This is a genomic window from Halomonas sp. HG01 (assembly GCF_000968715.2).
Lineage (GTDB): Bacteria > Pseudomonadota > Gammaproteobacteria > Pseudomonadales > Halomonadaceae > Halomonas > Halomonas halophila.
The window spans coordinates 2,749,210-2,763,245 of the sequence record NZ_CP022134.1 but is presented as its reverse complement, the minus strand read 5'-3'; the positions used below and the strand labels follow the sequence as shown (position 1 = coordinate 2,763,245).

At 67.4% G+C, this 14,036-nt stretch carries 12 protein-coding genes and 1 pseudogene; 8 read left to right on the top strand and 5 right to left on the bottom strand.

The annotated features are described in order from the left end of the window. Nucleotides 1–221 precede the first annotated feature (221 nt). Complete coding sequence (miaB, locus tag UN84_RS13110; RefSeq protein WP_046078961.1) at nucleotides 222–1,565, bottom strand: tRNA (N6-isopentenyl adenosine(37)-C2)-methylthiotransferase MiaB; 1,344 nt, start codon at nucleotides 1,563–1,565, stop codon at nucleotides 222–224. Nucleotides 1,566–1,960: 395 nt separating this feature from the next. On the opposite strand from miaB, the gene UN84_RS13105 reads away from it, so the two are divergent. Further along, nucleotides 1,961–2,602: a TIGR04211 family SH3 domain-containing protein gene (locus tag UN84_RS13105; protein WP_035598875.1), complete on the top strand. Its 642-nt coding sequence runs from the start codon at nucleotides 1,961–1,963 to the stop codon at nucleotides 2,600–2,602. 9 nt (nucleotides 2,603–2,611) lie between these two features. Continuing rightward, nucleotides 2,612–3,253: a thiopurine S-methyltransferase gene (locus UN84_RS13100; protein WP_107181584.1), complete on the top strand. Its 642-nt coding sequence runs from the start codon at nucleotides 2,612–2,614 to the stop codon at nucleotides 3,251–3,253. 71 nt (nucleotides 3,254–3,324) lie between these two features. On the opposite strand, the gene UN84_RS13095 is transcribed toward UN84_RS13100, so the two are convergent. From UN84_RS13095 to ggt, 3 genes and pseudogenes are all read right to left on the bottom strand, one after another. Continuing rightward, a complete protein-coding gene (locus UN84_RS13095) occupies nucleotides 3,325–3,915 on the bottom strand; it encodes a YajG family lipoprotein (RefSeq protein WP_046078965.1) in 591 nt (196 codons plus the stop codon). Between the two features lie 40 nt (nucleotides 3,916–3,955). Further along, nucleotides 3,956–4,670: pseudogene (locus UN84_RS13090) on the bottom strand (integrase core domain-containing protein); the annotation flags it as partial. Nucleotides 4,671–5,031: 361 nt separating this feature from the next. Further along, entirely contained in the window at nucleotides 5,032–6,807 is a 1,776-nt protein-coding gene (ggt, locus tag UN84_RS13085; RefSeq protein WP_173835012.1) for a gamma-glutamyltransferase, read from the bottom strand. 186 nt (nucleotides 6,808–6,993) lie between these two features. On the opposite strand from ggt, the gene rpe reads away from it, so the two are divergent. The 3 genes from rpe to UN84_RS13070 all read left to right on the top strand — a co-directional run bounded on the left by rpe (nucleotide 6,994) and on the right by UN84_RS13070 (nucleotide 8,907). Continuing rightward, nucleotides 6,994–7,692 carry a ribulose-phosphate 3-epimerase gene (rpe, locus tag UN84_RS13080; protein WP_016853796.1) on the top strand — a complete coding sequence of 233 codons (699 nt, stop codon included), beginning with the start codon at nucleotides 6,994–6,996 and terminating at the stop codon, nucleotides 7,690–7,692. A 2-nt stretch (nucleotides 7,693–7,694) separates the two neighbouring features. Beyond that, nucleotides 7,695–7,991 (top strand): GIY-YIG nuclease family protein, encoded by a 297-nt coding sequence (locus UN84_RS13075; RefSeq protein ID WP_082090805.1) that lies wholly within the window; start codon nucleotides 7,695–7,697, stop codon nucleotides 7,989–7,991. 70 nt (nucleotides 7,992–8,061) lie between these two features. Further along, nucleotides 8,062–8,907: a mechanosensitive ion channel family protein gene (locus UN84_RS13070; RefSeq protein WP_046077982.1), complete on the top strand. Its 846-nt coding sequence runs from the start codon at nucleotides 8,062–8,064 to the stop codon at nucleotides 8,905–8,907. A 239-nt stretch (nucleotides 8,908–9,146) separates the two neighbouring features. On the opposite strand, the gene UN84_RS13065 is transcribed toward UN84_RS13070, so the two are convergent. Beyond that, nucleotides 9,147–10,442, bottom strand: coding sequence for an NAD(P)/FAD-dependent oxidoreductase (locus UN84_RS13065; RefSeq protein ID WP_035598856.1), 1,296 nt, complete (start codon nucleotides 10,440–10,442; stop codon nucleotides 9,147–9,149). 290 nt (nucleotides 10,443–10,732) lie between these two features. Between UN84_RS13065 and UN84_RS13060 the strand changes: the two genes are divergently transcribed. The 3 genes from UN84_RS13060 (at nucleotide 10,733) to UN84_RS13050 (ending at nucleotide 14,025) form a co-directional block, all read left to right on the top strand. Then, on the top strand, nucleotides 10,733–11,428 hold the full coding sequence (locus UN84_RS13060) for a phosphoglycolate phosphatase (protein ID WP_046077981.1): 696 nt from the start codon (nucleotides 10,733–10,735) through the stop codon (nucleotides 11,426–11,428). Between the two features lie 218 nt (nucleotides 11,429–11,646). After that, nucleotides 11,647–13,134 (top strand): anthranilate synthase component I, encoded by a 1,488-nt coding sequence (gene trpE / locus UN84_RS13055; RefSeq protein WP_046077985.1) that lies wholly within the window; start codon nucleotides 11,647–11,649, stop codon nucleotides 13,132–13,134. A gap of 306 nt (nucleotides 13,135–13,440) precedes the next feature. Further along, nucleotides 13,441–14,025 (top strand): anthranilate synthase component II, encoded by a 585-nt coding sequence (locus UN84_RS13050; RefSeq protein WP_046077980.1) that lies wholly within the window; start codon nucleotides 13,441–13,443, stop codon nucleotides 14,023–14,025. The last annotated feature ends 11 nt before the right edge of the window (nucleotides 14,026–14,036 follow it).

Here is a 14,036-nt window from a genome sequence, read left to right as displayed (position 1 = left end):
CGGGGTCAGCTTACTGCCCCGGCGCTTACTGGGGCAATGTTGGGTTGGCTGGAAGCCGAAGTGGGTTGTCCCCGGCGAGGGGCGCCGGGGACAGGTCGCAGAGGAGGTCCTACGCCAGGGATGGCGTCGGTAGCGCCCAGGGATGGGTTCACAGCGCCTCCTCGTAGACCTGTCGCCGGATCAGCCCCGAGTGCGGGATGAACAGGTTGTCTCTAACCGCTTCAGAAACGCTCCGGCGAGGCCAGGTCGCCGCGCAGCGAGTTGGGCAGCGCCTCAGTGATTTCCACGTCGACGAAGTAGCCGATCAGCTCGGTGGGGTTCGGCGCGCGGAAGTTGACCACCCGGTTGTTCTCGGTGCGGCCGGACAGCTGGCCCGGGTCCTTCGGCGAGAAGCCGGTAACCAGCACGCGCTGGGTGGTGCCCACCATGCGGCGGCTGATCTGCATGGCCTGCTGGTTGATGCGCTCCTGCAGGATCGCCAGACGCTGCTTCTTGACCGCTTCCGGTGTGTCGTCCTCGAGGCCGGCCGCCGGGGTGCCGGGACGGGCCGAGTAGACGAAGCTGAAGGACACGTCGAAGCCGATGCGACCGATCAGGTCCATGGTGTTCGCGAAGTCCTCCTCGGTCTCGCCGGGGAAGCCGATGATGAAGTCCGAGGAGAAGCTGATGTCCGGACGCAGCGCACGGATGCGCTCCATCTTGTCCACATACTCCTCGACGGTGTGACCGCGCTTCATGGCCGCCAGGATGCGGTCGGAGCCGGCCTGCACCGGCAGGTGCAGGTGGCTGACCAGCTCCGGGATCTCGCCGTAGGCCTCGATCAGGCTGTCGGAGAACTCCACCGGATGCGAGGTGGTGAAGCGAATGCGGTCGATGCCTTCCACCGCCGCCACGCAGGCGATCAGTTCGGCCAGGTCGATCTCCTCGCCGAGCTGGTTCTCGCCGCGGTAGGCGTTGACGTTCTGGCCCAGCAGGTTGATCTCGCGCACGCCCTGGTCGGCCAGGTGGATGACCTCGTCCATCACCGCCTCGAAGGGCCGCGAGACCTCTTCGCCGCGGGTGTAGGGCACCACGCAGAAGGTGCAGTACTTGGAGCAGCCTTCCATCACCGAGACGAAGGCGGTGGCGCCATCGGAGTTCGGCTTGGGCAGGTGGTCGAACTTCTCCACCTCGGGGAAGGTCACGTCGACCACCGAGATCTGGTTGTCCTGGCGGGCGTCGAGCATCGACGGCACCCGGTGCAGGGTCTGGGGGCCGAAGACCATGTCGACCTGGGGCGCGCGCTTGCGCAGCGCTTCGCCTTCCTGGCTGGCGACGCAGCCGCCCACGCCGATGACCAGATCCGGGTTGGCGTCCTTGAGCTTCTTCCAGCGGCCGAGCTGGTGGAAGACCTTCTCCTGGGCCTTCTCGCGGATCGAGCAGGTGTTGAGCAGGATGACGTCGGCATCACGCTCGTCGTCGGTGAGCTCCAGCTGGTGGGATTCGCCGAGCAGATCCGCCATGCGTGCGGAATCGTACTCGTTCATCTGGCAGCCATGCGTCTTGATGAAGAGTTTCTTCGCCATAAGAATAGGTCGTGGCGCCTGGGCCCGACGTTGCACCGGTGGATATTCGTTCGCAGGAGAGGCGGCCGGCAGGGCCGTCCGATTGAGAGCGGAGATTATACGCGCCCAGTCGGGACGGGGCCAGAGTGCCGGAACGCCCGGCGCGCGGGCCTGTGGTACCCTTGGCGGCTTCGGAGGCGCCGGCGAGGTGGTCAGGAAATGACCGAAACGTTGCCGTATCGGCAGCCATGCCGCCTGGCCGCGGGTTTCCAGCGGTTTTCCCGGCACTTGTCCACAGATGCTGTGGATGATCCGGAGACGCACTCTCATCTCGGCGGACCGGGCAGGGATGGTCCGGTCACGACCGCCATCGCCGCGAGCGGCGGACACAGAGCCTTGGACAGCCAGGACGACGCATGACGATGCAACGATACAAGACACTGATGACGCTGGGCGCACTGCTCGGGGCCCTGGCCCTGCCGGTGCAGGCCCAGCAGGACGACGCTCAGAACGCCGATGCACGCTGGGTGTCCGGCGACCTCACCACCTTCGTGCGCAGCGGCCCCACCGACGGCTATCGCATCGTCGGTACCCTGACCGCCGGCGACCCGGTCGAGCTGCTCGAGACCCAGGGCGACTACAGCCGCGTGCGCAGCCAGAGCGGCGACGTGGTCTGGGTGCCCTCGAGCGACCTGCAGGGCGAGCCCAGCGCCAAGGTCCGGCTGCCCGAACTGGAGGCGCGGGTGGAAGAACTGTCCGAGGAGCTCTCCGGCATCAACGAGACCTGGGAGAGCCGCATGGCCTCGGTCACCGAGACCCTCGACGTGCGTGAGCAGCGCATCGCCGAACTCGAGCGGCGCAATCAGGCGCTCGCCTCGGAGAGCGAGGAGGCCGGCGCACGGGTGCGCGAGCTTCAGGCACGCCTGGATACCCAAGAGGAAGACCTGCTGATGCGCTACTTCATGTACGGCGGCGGGGTGGCCGGTGCCGGGCTGCTGGTGGGCCTGATCGTGCCGCACCTGCCGCGTCGTCGCCGCAAGCGCGACCGCTGGTTCTGAGGCCCGGCCATGGACAACGAATGGCTCGCGCGCTGGCGCGAGGGACGCATCGGCTTCCATCGCCACGAGGCGCATCCGGCCCTGGTGCGTTACTGGCCGACGCTGAGCGTGGCACCCGGCACCAAGGTGTTGGTGCCGCTGTGCGGCAAGAGCCTGGACATGCGCTGGCTGGCCGGCGAAGGCTATCCGGTGCTGGGCATCGAGCTGGCCGACGAGGCCATCGAGCAGTTTCTGGCGGAGGGCGAGGGGGAGGTCTCCCGTTATCGGGGCGACGGCTTCGACATCAGCCGCCAGGGCAACGTGGAGCTGTGGCGCGGCGACTTCTTCCACTTCCACATCGAGGCCGCCGCCGAGCTGGGCGCCTTCTATGACCGGGCGGCGCTGATCGCGCTGCCCGAGGCGACCCGCCAGCGCTACGCCTTCCACCTGGCCCAGCTGCTGCCCCCCGGCAGCCAGGGGCTGCTGATCGGCCTGACCCGCGCCCCCGGCGACGAGGGCGGTCCGCCCTTCAGCGTCGACGCCGACGAGATTCGCGAGCTGTTTGCGGCCAACTTCGAGGTGGTGCACCTGGAAGAGGGCGAGCCCGAGCCGGGCAGCGGCTTCCGCGAGAGCGTCTGGTCGCTGACGCGTCGCGGTCCCCAGGGCGGCTGATCGCGCCGTTCACCCACACAGGCCCGTCGGCGTCGCGCCGGCGGGCCTGTGTTTTGGCGAGTGCGGCGTGATCAGCGCGCCAGCAGGCCGGCCAGCTCCGGGTCGCGGAAGGCGCGGTCCAGGGCGTCGGAGAGCAGCTCCTCGATCATCGCCTGGTTGGCCTCGCGATCCGGCTTCACCGCGTATTGCTGGGTGCGACGCGCGGTGTAGCTGCCGGTGTAGGTGGTGCCGTCGTTCTCGGCCCTGGCCTCCAGCACCGCCGTCAGGCGCACGCTGCCGACCATCGGCGGGGCGTCGCCGCGGCCGTAGTCGAGCCGCTTCAGGGTCAGCGTCAGGCTCGGCCGGCCCGGTGCGGTGTCGCCGACCGGCCGGAAGCCCATGTCGCGCACCGCGCGCTCGGCCTCGGCCTGCAGGCGCGGCGTCAGCTCGCCCGGATCGACGATCACCACCGCCGTGGAGCCGGCGCTGCCGGAGCGGGTGCCGATCACCGCGTCCTGGCGGGTGTCCCGGGCGGTCACGCTGACCTCCTGGCCCTGCCCGGCGGCCGGCACCTGGACGCTGCGCTTGGGGTCCGGCGTCAGATAGTGGGGACCGGCGCAGCCGGCGAGCCAGCTGGTGGCCAGCAGTACCAGGCCGAGGCCGAGAAGGCGTCGAGTCGTCATGGGCGGTCTCCTTGTCGATCGCAAAGGCCCGAGTATAGCTGTCGGGTCCCGTGTGATTGACTACCCGCTTGGTGAATAACTCCGGCCGCTTGGCCTGCCATTCCTTCATCGCTGCAATCGGTGATTGATGATGCAGCGCCTTCTGAGGGATGTGGTGATTGTACAGCCAAGCGTAGCGTTTGAGCGTCTGCTCCAGATCCTCGCCTGAGGTATAGCGCCGGGTCGCCAGCACGTCACTGATGCGGCCGTTGAACCGCTCCACCATACCGTTCGTCTGTGGCCTTCCCGGCTTGATCAGGCGATGTTCGATATCATGGGCCTGGCACTCCTGGTCGAAGGGGTGGCGGCCGCTGGGCTTGCGCTCACCTGCCCGTGTGAAGCGATCGGTGAACGACTTGCCGTAGTACCTTCGGAACAATCTGGTGAGCGGCAGCCATCGTGANTAGGCCTGAGCGGGACAGTCGAGGGTTCAGGAACTCACGTGCCACGACGAGCAGATCATCCAGACCGAGGCGCAGGAATTCACGAGCGGCGATCAGCACCTCCTCCTGCTCAGACGAGAGGGTGGCGAGTAGGTTGTGACGCGTGTGCGGTCGGTCATGGACATCGTTGCGGTACCGCCAGCGGCGGATGGTCGCGTGGGAGACACCATACTGGCGGGCCAGCTCGCTATCCGTGATGCTGGACGGTGCCGCCTGGATTTCAGCACGGATCTTCGGTGTCGTGGTGGCCTGCTTATGCAGCTTGATGTCCATGAACCTGCTCCCGAATGAATTGCTTTAGAAGCTCTCTGGCTGCCAGCAGAGGATAACTCCTATAGCTCATTTGATCATCCGGGACCCTACATATAGCGACTTCTCTTGCCGGCGCCGACGCATGAGGCTTTCCGCAGCGGGATTGGAAACACCGGGGAAAGTTGGAGCGAGGGGTTTTTGCCATGGGTGAGGCGATTCTCGCCGAACGGGCTGGCCCAGGGATGGCCAGCACCGGTCCTGCAAGCGAAGCAGGATGTGAGAGCGCCGCAGGGCAAAAGTAGCGCCCATGGAAGGGTTTACAGCGCCCTCGCGTAATTTTTCCCCGGTGTGGCCTGCCACTTTACGGCCGTCATCGCCTTTCTCAGAGCCCCATCGCCGAGGAGGTGGAACGGCGCGGGTCGGCGCCGCCGTAGAAGCGGCCGTCGTCGATCACGATCGACTGGGCGGCGCCCATGGCCGACTGCTGGCTGATGGTGTGGCCGCGGGCCTCGAGCAGCGACAGGGTGTCGGGGCTGAAACCGGCCTCGACGCGCAGCTCGTCGGGCAGCCACTGGTGGTGCAGGCGCGGGGCGCTCACCGCCGACTGAACGTTCATGCCGTGGTCGATGACGTTCATCAGCACCTGCAGGGTGGTGGTGATGATCCGCGAGCCGCCGGGGCTGCCGGTGATCAGGAAGTTCTCGCCGTCGCGCCTGACGATGGTCGGGGTCATCGACGACAGCATGCGCTTGCCGGGCTCGATCCTGTTGGCCTCGCCGCCGATCAGGCCGTAGGCGTTGGGCACGCCGGGCTTGGCGGAGAAGTCGTCCATCTCGTTGTTGAGCAGGAAGCCCGCGCCGTCCACGGCGATGCCCGAGCCGTAGCTGAAGTTGATGGTGTAGGTGTTCGAAACGGCCAGGCCGTCGTCGTCGGCGATCGAGAAGTGGGTGGTCTCGTTGGACTCATAGGGCGCCGGGTCGCCGGCGGCGATCTCGTCGCTGGGCGTGGCGCGGTCGATGGCGATCTGGGCACGCAGCTCGTCGGCGTAGCTTTCGGAAGTCAGGCCCTCGAGCGGTACGTCGACGAAGTCGGTGTCGCCCAGGTACTCGGCCCGGTCGGCGTAGGCGCGCTTCATGGCTTCCGCCATCACATGCATGGTGTCGGCGGCGCCGAAGCCCATGGTGCCGATGTCGTAGGCCTCGAGGATATTGAGCATCTGCACGATATGGACGCCGCCGGAGGAGGGCGGGCTCATGGCGTAGACGTCGTAGCCGCGGTAGCTGCCGTGGCTGGGCTCGCGGATCTCTGGCTGGTAGCCGGCCAGGTCCTCGCGGGTGATCAGGCCGTCGTGGCGCTGCATCTCGGCGACGATCAGCTCGGCGGTCTCGCCCTCGTAGAATTCCCGCGCGCCCTGCTCGGCGATGCGCTTGAGCGTCGCCGCCAGGTCCGGCTGGCGGAAGGTCTCGCCCACTACATAGGCGCTGCCGTCTGCCTTGTAGAACATCGCTTCGGTGGCCTCCCACTTCGTCAGCCGCTCGCCGGCCTCGGCCACGCCGTCGACAAAGCGCTGGGGCACCGTGAAACCGTCCTCGGCCAGGCGGATCGCCGGGGCCAGCGCCTCGGCCAGGCTCAGGGTGCCGTATTCCTTGAGCGCCAGCGCCAGGCCGGCCACGGTGCCCGGCACGCCGGCGGCGCGATGAGTGAAGCGCGACCATTCGGCGACGGCATTGCCGTCCTCGTCCTGGAACATGGTCTCGGTGGCGGCGGCCGGGGCGGTCTCGCGGTAGTCGATGGCGATCACCTCGTCGCTGTCCTCGTCGGAGATCAGCATGAAGCCGCCGCCGCCGATGTTGCCCGAGCGCGGCTGGGTGACCGCCAGGGCGAAGCCGGCGGTAACGGCGGCGTCCACGGCGTTGCCGCCCTCGGCCAAGACGTCATGGGCGACCTCGGAGGCCAGGAAGTGGCTGGTCGCCACCATGCCGCGCTCGCCGACCTCGGGGTGGAAGCGCTCGCCCTCGAGGATGGCGGACTGGGCGACGGCGAGCTGTGGGGCCAGCAACGCAGCGGCCAGCACGCCGGTGCCGAGGACCCGGGGCAGAAATCGATGGGGCAAAGCGGTGCAGGGCAGGGATCGACGGGGCAGGGCGGGGATTCGCATGGACGTCTCCGTGTCTCGAGGGCAAGGGGAACCTTCACTATCGAAGGCCCGCGGCCGGGGTGCAAGAACAGGGTGTAAGAAGAGGATGTACAAGCTGAGGCGGCAAGGGGAGAAGCGGCAGGCGCGGGCGCGGGATGCTGTTAGAATGCCGTCCACATGACCGTGACCCGACAGGACCCTCTTTCCATGAGCGATTCGACGACCGACTTCCAGATAGCCCCCTCGATTCTCTCCGCCGACTTCGCCCGCCTCGGTGCGGAGGTCGACGACGTCCTCGCCTCCGGCGCCGACATCGTGCACTTCGACGTCATGGACAATCACTACGTGCCCAACCTGACCATCGGCCCGATGGTCTGCGAGGCGCTGCGCAAGCACGGCGTGACCGCCCCCATCGATGCCCACCTGATGGTCAAGCCGGTGGATCGGCTGATCGGCGACTTCATCGATGCCGGCGCCAGCTACATCACCTTCCATCCCGAGGCCTCCGAGCACATCGACCGCTCGCTGCAGCTGATCCGTGACGGCGGCTGCAAGGCCGGCCTGGTATTCAACCCGGCCACGCCGCTGTCGTATCTCGACTACGTGATGGACAAGGTCGACATGGTGCTGCTGATGAGCGTCAACCCGGGCTTCGGCGGGCAGTCGTTCATTCCCGGCACCCTCGACAAGCTGCGCGAGGCGCGCCGGCGTATCGATGCCTCGGGGCGCCCGATCCGCCTGGAGATCGACGGCGGGGTCAAGGTCGACAACATCGCCGAGATCGCCCGCGCCGGGGCCGATACCTTCGTCGCCGGCTCGGCGGTGTTCAAGGCCCGCAACGAGGCCGACCCGAACCGCTACGACGGCGTCATCGCCGACTTCCGCCGCGCCCTGGCCGAGGCCTGAGCGTGACGGACGAGGCCGCTCCTCGCTGGCATCTCTATGTGATCGAGACGGCCGCTGGGGCCCTCTACACCGGCATCACCACCGATGTGACGCGGCGCCTCGGCGAGCATCGCGCCGGGCGGGGCGCCAAGGCGCTGCGTGGCAAGGGCCCGTTGCATCTGGTATATCACGAATGTATCGGTGAACACGGCGAGGCGCTGCGTCGCGAGGCGGCGATGAAGCGCCTCACCGCCGCGGCCAAGCGCCGCTGGCTGGCCGAGCGGCGAGCCATTCAGGCAAGCGGGGAATCCTTCCCCTAGGCTGTGTCGATAGTGCCGGCCGGGCGCCGGCGCGACATCCGACATGGCACGAACACGACAGGGAGAGCCTATGGACCTTCAAGGAATCATCGACTTCGTGCAGTTTCAGGGCACGAATCTGGCCGTCAATCTGGTGGCGGCGCTGGCGATCTTCGTGGTCGGCCGCTGGGTGGTGAAGCTGCTGCACTCGCTCAGCATCAAGGCCATGCAGCGCGGCAAGCTCGACCCGCTGCTGGTCAAGTTCCTGGGCAACATTCTCTACGCGCTGCTGATGGTGTTCGTGGTGCTAGCGGCGATCAGCCAGGTCGGCATCCAGACCACCTCGCTGATCGCGGTGATTGGTGCCGCCGGCCTGGCGGTGGGGCTGGCGCTGCAGGGCTCGCTGGCCAACTTCGCCGCCGGCGTACTGGTGATCATCTTCCGCCCCTACAAGATCGGCGACTACGTGGAGGCCGGCGGGGTGGCCGGCACCATCGACGACGTGCAGATCTTCACCACCGAGCTGAGGACCGCGGACAACCGCAAGATCATCGTGCCCAACGGCCAGATGATGAGCGGTGCCATCACCAACTATTCCAGCCACGACACCCGCCGGGTGGACCTGGTGGTCGGAGTCGGCTACGACGACGATATCGACGTCGTGCGCCGGGTGCTGGAAGGCGTGGTGGCCGACGATTCTCGCGTGCTGGCCGACCCGGCGCCCAACATCCGCATGAGCGCCATGGGCGACTCCTCCGTCAGCTGGATCGTGCGTCCCTGGGTCAAGGCCGCGGACTACTGGAGCGTCTACTGGGAGATGACCGAGGAGATCAAGCGCCGCTTCGACGCCGAGGGCATCAGCATTCCCTTCCCGCAGCGCGACGTGCACGTCTATCACCATCCCGAGAAGGACGGCGAGGCGAGCCTCGAGCGCTGAGTCTAACGCTCGGAAACGACACGGGCCCCGGCAATTTGCCGGGGCCCGTGTCGTTTGGCTGGAAAGAAGTCCCTCCGTTTCAGGGAAGCTCTGATTGATGTCGCGAGCGATGAGAGGTCGGCCGGCGCCGAAGCGCAGCCACCGGAGTGTAGCCTGCTACATGAGGATGGCGACGGTTCGACGCATCGACAGCGCCGGCGGCCGAGATATCGAGCGCAGCAATCAATCGGTGTTTCCCCTCAGTGAAGCTTGAGGCGCGGCTTGAGAAACTTGTTGAGGCCGTCGACGACGACCATCAGGCCGGTCTTCAGCGTGCCGTGGATCGCCCGCTGGTGCATGCGGTAGAGCGAGGCGTAGAAGAACTTGGCCAGGTGGCCCTCGATGAACAGGCTGCGCGCCGAGGCGCCACGCATCAGGCTGCCGATGGCGTCGAAGTGGGCCAGCGAGATCAGCGAGCCACGGTCGCGGAACACGAAGGGCTTGAGCGGCTTGCCGTCCAGCCGCGCCAGCAGGTTCCTGTACAGGCGGTCGGCCTGCTGGTGGGCCGCCTGGGCGCGCGGTGGCACCGTGGAGCCGTCCGCCTGGGGGCAGCTGGCGCAGTCGCCGAAGGCGAAGACGTGTTCGTCGTCGAGGCTCTGCAGGGTGGCGTCGACCTTGAGGCGATGGTTGCGCTCGGTGGAGAGCCCCAGTTCGGAGAGCAGCGCCGGGGCCTTGATGCCGGCCGCCCAGACGCCCAGGTCGATGTCGATGCGCTCGCCGTCGGCGGTGATGATGGCCTCGTCGTTCACCTCGGTGACCCGGGTGCCGACGTGCACGTTCACGCCCAGACGCTCCAGCTCGTCGTGCACGGCGCCGCTGATGCGCTCGGGCAGGGCGGGCAGCACCTTGGGGGCGGCCTCGATCAGGTGGACCTCGAGATGATCGCTGTCCAGGGTGGTGAAGCCGTAGCTGTTGAGCATCTCGGAGGCGCCGTAGAGCTCGGCGGCCAGCTCCACGCCGGTGGCGCCGGCGCCGACGATGCCGACGACCATCTTCGCCGAGGGCTCCTGCGGCGCGTTGTAGCGCAGGAAGGCGTTGAGCATGGCCTGGCGGAACTGCTCGGCCTGGTGGGGGCTGTCGAGGAAGTGGCAGTGCTCGGCCACGCCGGGGGTGCCGAAATCGTTGCTGACGCTGCCCAGTGAGAGCACCAGCTCGTCATACGGCAGGGTGCGGGCGGGGAGCACCTCCTCGCCGTCGTCGTCCAGCACCGGGGCCAGGGTCAGGGTCCGGCCGTCGCGGTCGAGGTCGGTGAGGGTGCCCAGCTGGAAGCGATAGCCGTTGGCGCGGGCATGGCCCTGATAGGAGATTTCATCGAGGCCGGAATCCAGCGCGCCGGTGGCGACCTCGTGGAGCAGCGGTTTCCAGATATGGGTGGGGTTGCGATCGACGAGCACGATCTCGGCACGCTTGCGCTTGCCGAGCTTGCGGCCGAGCCGGGTCACCAGCTCGAGTCCGCCCGCACCTCCGCCGACCACCACGATGCGTGGTAGTGTCATGGAGTCTCCTGACTGAATGCATAAAAGGGACGTGGCAAAGAGTTGCCCGGGTCAGGGCTCGCCTCGATACGGCGGTCGGGCGTCACGGCAGGCGTCGTCGGCGTCCGGCCGAGGTAGGGGGCATGCCCTGTAGTCGGCAACGGCTGGTTTCAGCATAACGCTGCGACCTTCGCCTGCCTATGGGCGACAGGAAAAAGGCGCTATGTTTTCCGTAATATTACTTTCAGTGCCCCGGGCCGGTGCTCGACGGCCGCGGGGCCACGCTAACCCTGACATGGAGAGGCTCGCCCATGCACCCCTGCCTGGAAGGCATCACCCTGGTCGCCTTCGACCTGGACGGCACCCTGGTGGACTCGGTGCCCGATCTCGCCGCGGCGGTGGACGCCGCCCTGAGTGACCTGGCGCTGCCCGCTCCCGGTGAGGACAAGGTGCGCGACTGGGTCGGCAACGGCTCGCGCGTGCTGGTGGAGCGGGCGCTCACCGACGCCCTTGGTGAGGCGCCGGCCACGGCGTTTCTGGATACCGCCCATGAGGGCTTCCTGGCGCGCTACGGCGAGGCGCCCTGTGCGCGAACCCGTTTGTATCCCGGTGTGCGTGAGGCGCTGGAGGGACTCACCGCCAGCGGTCAACGGCTGGTGCTGGTGACCAACAAGCCCGAGGCCTTCATCGCGCCGATCCTCGAGGCCACCGGCATCGCCGGGCATTTCTCGCTGTGCCTGGGCGGCGACAGCCTGCCGCGCCGCAAGCCCGACCCGCTGCCGCTGACCCACGTCGCCGAGCGTTTCGGCGTCGCCCCCGGTCGCTGCCTGATGGTCGGCGATTCGCGCCATGACATCGCTGCGGGCAGGGCGGCGGGCTTTCGCACCCTGGCCGTGCCGTACGGCTATAACCACGGTGAACCGGTGGCGGCCAGCGGGCCGGATGCCACGGTTGAATCGCTGGCACAACTCGTTTACTGTAAATCGAATTGCGCTATAACGATGTAATAATTGATTATTTTTCGTTATATACGATTCCGCCATTGCCGATGGAACCCCGCATCATGCTGGCCTTTTTCGTATCCTCGACCCTTCCCCGCCTTCACCGTGCTACCGGCCTGCTCGGCGGCTGGCGATGGTGACGCTCGCTTCCTGAAACGGCGCCTTCCGGGGCGACCGTCGTCGCTTCACCGTCGCACACCCTTCATCGAGGATACGGGCCCATGATGACCCCCGAACGCTTCCAGTCCCTGGCCGAGGACGGCTACAACCGCATTCCGGTCACCCGCGAGGTGCTGGCCGATCTCGACACGCCGCTGTCCACCTACCTCAAGCTCGCCGACGCGCCCTGGACCTTCCTGCTGGAGTCCGTGCAGGGCGGCGAGAAGTGGGGGCGCTACTCGATCATCGGCCTGCCGTGCCAGGAACGCATCGAGGTGCGCGGCTTCCAGGTCACGCACATCGTCGACGGCGAGACCCAGGGCGTGACCGAGGTCGAGGACCCGCTGGCCTGGATCGAGACCTTCCAGGCACGCTTCAAGGTACCGCGCCTCGACGACCAGCCGCGCTTTGACGGCGGGCTGGTGGGCTACTTCGGCTACGACACCATCCGCTACATCGAGCCGCGCCTGCGCGGGGTGGAGAAGCCCGATCCTCTCGGCGTGCCGGACATCCTGCTGATGGTCTGCAACGACCTGGTGGTGTTCGACAACCTGTCGGGCCGCCTGACGCTATGGACCCACGCCGATCCGGCCGAGCCCGAGGCCTACGAGGGTGCCGTGGCGCGCCTGGCGCGCCTCGAGGAACGGCTGCGCGGCGCGGTCCTGGACGCCCACAGCCCCGGCACCGGCGGCCGGGCGGTGGAGGAGGGGCACTTCACCTCCGGCTTCACCGAGGAAGGCTTCAAGTCGGCGGTGGAGACGATCAAGGAATACGTGCTGGCCGGTGACATCATGCAGTGCGTGCCCTCCCAGCGGATGTCGATCCCCTATCAGGCGCCGCCGCTGGACTTGTACCGCGCGCTGCGCAGCCTCAACCCCTCGCCCTACATGTTCTACTTCGACCTGGGCGATCATCAGGTGGTGGGCTCCTCGCCGGAGATCCTGACCCGCCTCGAGGAGGGCGAGGTCACCGTACGCCCGATCGCCGGCACTCGCGTGCGCGGCCGCACCGAGGCCGAGGATCAGGCGCTCGAGGCCGATCTGCTGAATGACCCCAAGGAATGCGCCGAGCACCTGATGCTGATCGACCTGGGGCGCAACGACGTGGGCCGCATCTGCGAGACCGGCTCGGTGACCGTCACCGACAACATGGCCGTCGAGCGCTATTCCCACGTCATGCACATCGTGTCCCAGGTCACCGGCAAGCTGCGGCCCGGGCTGACCGCCATGGACGCGCTGCGCGCGACCTTCCCGGCGGGCACGCTCTCCGGGGCGCCGAAGATCCGCGCCATGGAGATCATCGACGAGCTGGAGCCGGTCAAGCGCGGCGTCTACTCCGGGGCCGTGGGCTATCTGTCCTGGCACGGCAACATGGACACCGCCATCGCCATCCGCACCGCGGTGATCAAGGACGGCGAGCTGCACGTCCAGGCCGGTGCCGGCGTGGTGGCCGATTCCGTGCCCGAGATGGAGTGGCAGGAGACCCTGAACAAGGGGCGCGCGCTGTTCCGCGCCGTGGCCATGGCCGAGCGGGGCCTGGACAATCTCGAGTAAGTCCCGCCGGAGTGCGCGCGAGGCCCCGTCACCGCGGGCCCCGGGCGTCTTGACACGGCCGGCCGCCGGCGAGCACTATGATGATCATGAACGTACCAGATCAGACATTCGGCCCGATGGCGTGGTGGCGCTCCTGAGCGAAGGGGCGGCACGCTTGCGACCGAAAAAAATGCCGCCGTCAGGGCGGCATTTTTGTGTCTATCGATCCCTGCACGGCTGGCCAGCCCGACGCGCCGCCCCGGGCAAGATGCTGGGTAACAATCACCGGATCACGAATCCAAGCCAAGGAAATCAGGACCTATCGCCATGTCCGTGCTGATGATCGACAACTACGACAGCTTCACCTTCAACGTCGTGCAGTACCTCGGCGAACTCGGCGCCGAGGTGGTGACCCATCGCAACGATGCCATCACCCTGGAGCAGATCGAGGCGCTGGCGCCGAGCCACCTGGTGGTGTCGCCGGGGCCCTGCACGCCCAACGAGGCGGGCATCTCCATGGAGGCGATCCGCCACTTCGCCGGTCGCTTGCCGATCCTCGGCATCTGCCTGGGCCACCAGGCCATCGGCCAGGTGTTCGGCGGCCGGGTAGGCCGCGCCCCGCAGGTGATGCACGGCAAGACCTCGCGCATCCGCCACACGGGCCAGGGCGTGTTCGAGGGCCTCGAGGATCCGCTGGAGGTGACCCGCTATCATTCGCTGGTGGTGGATCGCGACAGCCTGCCGGAGTGCCTGGAGGTCACTTCCTGGACCGACGCGGACGACGTGACGCCGGGACTGATCATGGGCATGCGCCACCGCGAGCTCGACATCGAGGGCGTCCAGTTCCATCCGGAATCGATCCTGACCCGCCAGGGCCACGAGCTTCTGGCCAACTTTCTCAAGCGTCGCTGAATCGCTGACAC

What these genes read in the sequence shown, in the direction of transcription:
- UN84_RS13095 (WP_046078965.1), bottom strand. Translation starts at nt 3,915, where the DNA reads ATGACGACTCGACGCCTTCTCGGCCTCGGCCTGGTACTGCTGGCCACC.
- UN84_RS13070 (WP_046077982.1), top strand. Translation starts at nt 8,062, where the DNA reads ATGGACCTTCAAGGAATCATCGACTTCGTGCAGTTTCAGGGCACGAAT.
- UN84_RS13105 (WP_035598875.1), top strand. Translation starts at nt 1,961, where the DNA reads ATGACGATGCAACGATACAAGACACTGATGACGCTGGGCGCACTGCTC.
- ggt (WP_173835012.1), bottom strand. Translation starts at nt 6,807, where the DNA reads ATGCGAATCCCCGCCCTGCCCCGTCGATCCCTGCCCTGCACCGCTTTG.
- UN84_RS13050 (WP_046077980.1), top strand. Translation starts at nt 13,441, where the DNA reads ATGTCCGTGCTGATGATCGACAACTACGACAGCTTCACCTTCAACGTC.
- UN84_RS13060 (WP_046077981.1), top strand. Translation starts at nt 10,733, where the DNA reads ATGCACCCCTGCCTGGAAGGCATCACCCTGGTCGCCTTCGACCTGGAC.
- miaB (WP_046078961.1), bottom strand. Translation starts at nt 1,565, where the DNA reads ATGGCGAAGAAACTCTTCATCAAGACGCATGGCTGCCAGATGAACGAG.
- trpE (WP_046077985.1), top strand. Translation starts at nt 11,647, where the DNA reads ATGACCCCCGAACGCTTCCAGTCCCTGGCCGAGGACGGCTACAACCGC.
- rpe (WP_016853796.1), top strand. Translation starts at nt 6,994, where the DNA reads ATGAGCGATTCGACGACCGACTTCCAGATAGCCCCCTCGATTCTCTCC.
- UN84_RS13100 (WP_107181584.1), top strand. Translation starts at nt 2,612, where the DNA reads ATGGACAACGAATGGCTCGCGCGCTGGCGCGAGGGACGCATCGGCTTC.
- UN84_RS13065 (WP_035598856.1), bottom strand. Translation starts at nt 10,442, where the DNA reads ATGACACTACCACGCATCGTGGTGGTCGGCGGAGGTGCGGGCGGACTC.